At 73.1% G+C, this 3,771-nt stretch carries 4 protein-coding genes and 1 pseudogene; 2 read left to right on the forward strand and 3 right to left on the reverse strand.

Going from position 1 to position 3,771, the window contains the following annotated elements; translation table 11 throughout:
• Positions 1 to 121: 121 nt before the first annotated feature.
• Complete coding sequence (locus tag JM949_RS34375) at positions 122 to 1,138, reverse strand: SMP-30/gluconolactonase/LRE family protein (protein ID WP_203152193.1); 1,017 nt, start codon at positions 1,136 to 1,138, stop codon at positions 122 to 124.
• A gap of 162 nt (positions 1,139 to 1,300) precedes the next feature.
• On the opposite strand from JM949_RS34375, the gene JM949_RS34380 reads away from it, so the two are divergent.
• Positions 1,301 to 1,684, forward strand: coding sequence for an STAS domain-containing protein (locus JM949_RS34380; protein ID WP_203152195.1), 384 nt, complete (start codon positions 1,301 to 1,303; stop codon positions 1,682 to 1,684).
• A 48-nt stretch (positions 1,685 to 1,732) separates the two neighbouring features.
• Here JM949_RS34380 and JM949_RS34385 read toward each other — a convergent pair whose 3' ends face one another.
• The gene (locus JM949_RS34385) at positions 1,733 to 2,125 is read right to left on the reverse strand and encodes an FKBP-type peptidyl-prolyl cis-trans isomerase (protein WP_203152200.1); all 393 of its coding nucleotides are present in this window, start codon (positions 2,123 to 2,125) and stop codon (positions 1,733 to 1,735) included.
• Positions 2,126 to 2,502: 377 nt separating this feature from the next.
• Between JM949_RS34385 and JM949_RS34390 the strand changes: the two are divergent.
• A pseudogene (locus tag JM949_RS34390) lies at positions 2,503 to 3,461 on the forward strand (TerC/Alx family metal homeostasis membrane protein).
• Between the two features lie 61 nt (positions 3,462 to 3,522).
• On the opposite strand, the gene JM949_RS34395 reads toward JM949_RS34390, so the two are convergent.
• The coding region (locus JM949_RS34395) for a hypothetical protein (RefSeq protein WP_203152201.1) at positions 3,523 to 3,771 on the reverse strand (249 nt) is incomplete at its 5' end.

The raw sequence follows: 3,771 nt of genomic DNA on the forward strand, positions 1-3,771 counted from the left end.
CGCGGTGGCCGGCGGTTCGCCGGCCCGGCGCCCTCGGTCAGCGGCCGCTGAGACACCGCTGCCGCCGGTCGGGGCGTCCGCCGAAGATGGCGGACCGGCCCCGCCGCGATATCGCCCGCCCTCACCCCAGCGGTACGCGGGCCACCCCGGACCCGGTCAGGCTGCCCAGCCAGAGCTGATCGCCGTGTTGGCGTACCCCGGTGATCATGCAGTAGTGCCCGCTCGGGCCGTGCAGCGTCCGGCGGACCGCGCCCGTGCCGTCGACCAGCGCGACCAGCCCGTAGCGGCGTGGCTGCGGTTGCATCGCGTCGGGCAGCAGCGCGGCGAGCTGGCGTAGCCGCGGATGCGGCAGCAGCCGCTCGGCGATCGGCACCCGGGGGCTGGGCAGCGCGATCCAGTACGTGTCGTCGCCCACCGAGGCCAGATTGTCCGGGTACGCGGGCAGGTCGGCGAGCACCCGGACGGCACCGCTCAGCTCGACGCGCAGCAGCCGGTGGGTGCTGGTCTCCACGAGCATCAGCGCCGACTCGTCAGGGGTCAACGCGATGCCGTTGGGGAAGTAGAGCCCGTCGGCCACCACCTCGGTGCGGCCGGTGCCCGGATGGTGGGCCAGCACCCGGCCGTTGGGGCGGTGCTCCAGCAGGTCCCGCTTCCAGTGCGAGACCGGAAAGCGGTCGGAGCTGTCGGTGAAGTAGATGGTGCCGTCGCGGCCCACCGTCGCGTTGTTGGCCAGGTGCACCCGGGGCGTCGTCCCGGTCAGTTCGCGTACCGCGCCGTCGGGCGTGACCCGCAGCAACCCGCGGTACGCGTCGCAGACCACCAGGCCCGCACCGGACGGGTCCACCTCGATGCCGAGCGGGCGGCCACCGGTCTCGGCCAGCAACCGGGGTCGGGTGCCGGCCGGCGCGTCGACAGGCCACCACCAGAGCCGACCGTCCTCGTCGCCGCTGATCACCCGGCCGGCGCCGTCGACCAGCACGTCCTCCGGGCCGACCGCGCCGGGCGGAAGGGGCAGCACCTCGGCCTGGTCCAGCCGGCGGTCGCTGGGGGCCCACACCCCGGTCAGCGCCACCGGGGTGGTCGCCGGCTCGCGGACCGGGCGGATCAGCCGGGGCGGACGAGGCCGAGGAATCAGCATCCGCCTATTCTCCACCGGTGCTGTCGATTCGACGCCCGCGTGGCGCGCCGACACCCGCACCCTGAGAGGGACGCGGAGCACCTCGGGGTATGACCCTGGGCGTACCCGGAATCACTGCGCGCACTGCCGAAACTGTCAGAGGTGGCGGCTAGATTTCTGCTCATGGAAGAGCGCAGCGGTCGGCTCGACGTGCAGGTCAGCGTGGGTGACCAGATGGTCGTCATGCGGGTGGCCGGCGAGGTCGACATCGCCACGGTGGCCGCGTTCCGGTCCGCGCTGTGGTCCGCGCCAGCGCGCCGGGTGCTCCGGCTGGAGCTGTCGGAGCTGCGGTTGCTCTCCGCCGCCGGCGTGCGCACCCTGCTCGCCGCGCATCTACGTGTCCGGGCCCGCGGCGGCGAGCTGGTCCTGGTCGACCCGAGCCCGGTGGTGGCGCGGGTGCTGCGGGTCAGCGGGCTGCATCGGGTGATGCCGATCGTCCAGCCGGCTCCGGCGATCGAGACCGCGCGCCGGTCGGGCGCGACCACACACCTGCAACTGGTTGCCTGAGCGGCGCGGGGTCGCCGACGACGTGGGCCGGCGACCCCGGAAGCTCGGTCAGCGTACGCCGAGCAGGTCGACGACGAAGATCAGCGTCTCGCCCGGCGCGATGACGCCGGCCGCGCCGCGGTCGCCGTACCCCAGGTGCGGCGGGATGGTGAGCCGGCGACGGCCGCCGACCCGCATGCCGACGACGCCCTGGTCCCAGCCGGCGATGACCTGACCGCCGCCGAGCGGGAACTCGAACGGCTCGCCCCGGTTCCAGGACGAGTCGAACTCCCCGCCGGTGGAGTGCGAGACGCCGACGTAGTGCACGCTGACCAGTTGGCCCGCCTCGGCCTGCGGGCCGTCGCCCACGGTGAGGTCCTCGATCACGAGGTCGGCCGGCGGCGCACCCTCGATCGGACCAACCTCGGGCTTGCCCGATCGGGCGCCTGCTGCCTGGTTCATGCGGGGATCTCCTGCCGTGTTGGGTGATGTGTCCGGTCACCGTCGATCCTGCCGGATCGCATCTCGGCGATGTGCGGCGGACCCGCCACCTGCTCCATCGTGCCCGGGTCGGCGGTGCCAGCGGTCCGTGGTCGCGGGCCGGTCGGCGCGGTCAACAACCGGGGGCCGGCGGCGGACCGGGCCCTCGATCACGGCGGGGACGATGACGGTTCGGTGGACGTCACCGGTACCGGTGACGCCCACCGGGCAGTGTGCGGCGGTTTCCCAACGCACCGCCTGGCGGCTTGGGATTCGTCGGACCGCCCCATCCGGGGTTGGCAGTTCGCCTAGGCTCGAAAGGGTCCGGTCGGCGGGTGACGGGCGGTGCACCGTGGTCGATGCGGAGGGCGTCGGTGGCTCAGGCGACGGTCGCGGTCCCGCTCTGGGCGTGGGCGGCGGTCGGCGCGGTGATCGCGGTGATGCTCGCCGTGGACGTGCTCCTGCACCGGGACAACCACGTCATCGAACTGTGCGAGGCGCTGCTGTGGAGCGGCATCTGGATCGCGGCGGGCCTGCTGTTCGGGTTGGTCGTCTGGTGGGGCCTCGGCAGTGACCCGGCCATCGCGTACTTCTCCGGCTACCTGCTGGAGAAGGCGCTCTCGGTGGACAACGTGTTCGTCTTCGCGCTGCTCTTCGGCTATTTCCAGGTGCCGCCCGGCTACCAGCACAAGGTGCTGTTCTGGGGTGTCGTCGGGGCGCTCGTCTTCCGGCTGCTGTTCATCTTCGCCGGCGCCGAGTTGCTGGACCGGCTCAGCTGGGCCGGGTTCGTGCTGGGCGCGTTCCTGATCTGGACCGGCTGGCGGCTGGCCGTGCGCGGAAAACCCGACGTCGACCCGGACCGCAACGTCGTGGTCCGGTTGTTCCGCAAGCTGGTGCCCACCGACGCCCGGTACCACCGGGGCCGGTTCACGGCTCGGGTGGACGACCGGCGGGTGGCGACCCTACTGCTGGTGGCGCTCGTCTCCATCGAGGCCACGACGTGGTCTTCGCCATCGACTCGGTGGCGGCGATTCTCGCCATCACCACCAACACCTTCCTGGTCTGGACGGCCACCGCGTTCGCCGTGCTGGGCCTGCGCAGTCTCTACTTCTGCCTCGCCGGTCTGCTGCGACACTTCGGTTACCTGCGCTACGGGCTGGCGCTGCTGCTCGCCTTCGCCGGCCTGAAACTCATCCTCGCCGAGACGCCGGTGGGCAAGCTGCCGGTCTGGCTGACCCTCGCGGTGGTGGTGCTGACCCTGGTGGTCGCCATCGGTGCCAGCGTCCTGGTGGCACGCCGCCGCCGGACCGCCGGCTGACCGGTCGGGCCAACTTGCCGCCGCCCGGCTCAGGTCTGGTCGGGCCAACTTGCCGCCCGGCTCAGGTCTGGTCGGGCTCGACGCGAGCGGTCACGTCGAGGTGCGCGGGCTGGCAGTCGGTGGTCGCGGCGAATCGGCGGACCGCGGCGCGGACGTGTTCGCGGACGCCGGCGGCCGGCGCGTCGGCCGTCAGGTCCACCCGGATCCACAGGTCGGGGTGCGGTGCCGCGCCGGTGAGCAGCACGCGGGCCCGGCGGACGCGGGGTTGGCCGGTCAGGTCGCGGACCAGCGCGTCGGTGAGGACGTCGGC

The sequence above is a fragment of the Micromonospora tarensis genome (genome assembly GCF_016803395.1).
Taxonomy (GTDB): Bacteria; Actinomycetota; Actinomycetes; order Mycobacteriales; family Micromonosporaceae; genus Micromonospora; species Micromonospora tarensis.

What these genes read in the sequence shown, in the direction of transcription:
- JM949_RS34375 (WP_203152193.1), bottom strand. Translation starts at nt 1,138, where the DNA reads ATGCTGATTCCTCGGCCTCGTCCGCCCCGGCTGATCCGCCCGGTCCGC.
- JM949_RS34380 (WP_203152195.1), top strand. Translation starts at nt 1,301, where the DNA reads ATGGAAGAGCGCAGCGGTCGGCTCGACGTGCAGGTCAGCGTGGGTGAC.
- JM949_RS34385 (WP_203152200.1), bottom strand. Translation starts at nt 2,125, where the DNA reads ATGAACCAGGCAGCAGGCGCCCGATCGGGCAAGCCCGAGGTTGGTCCG.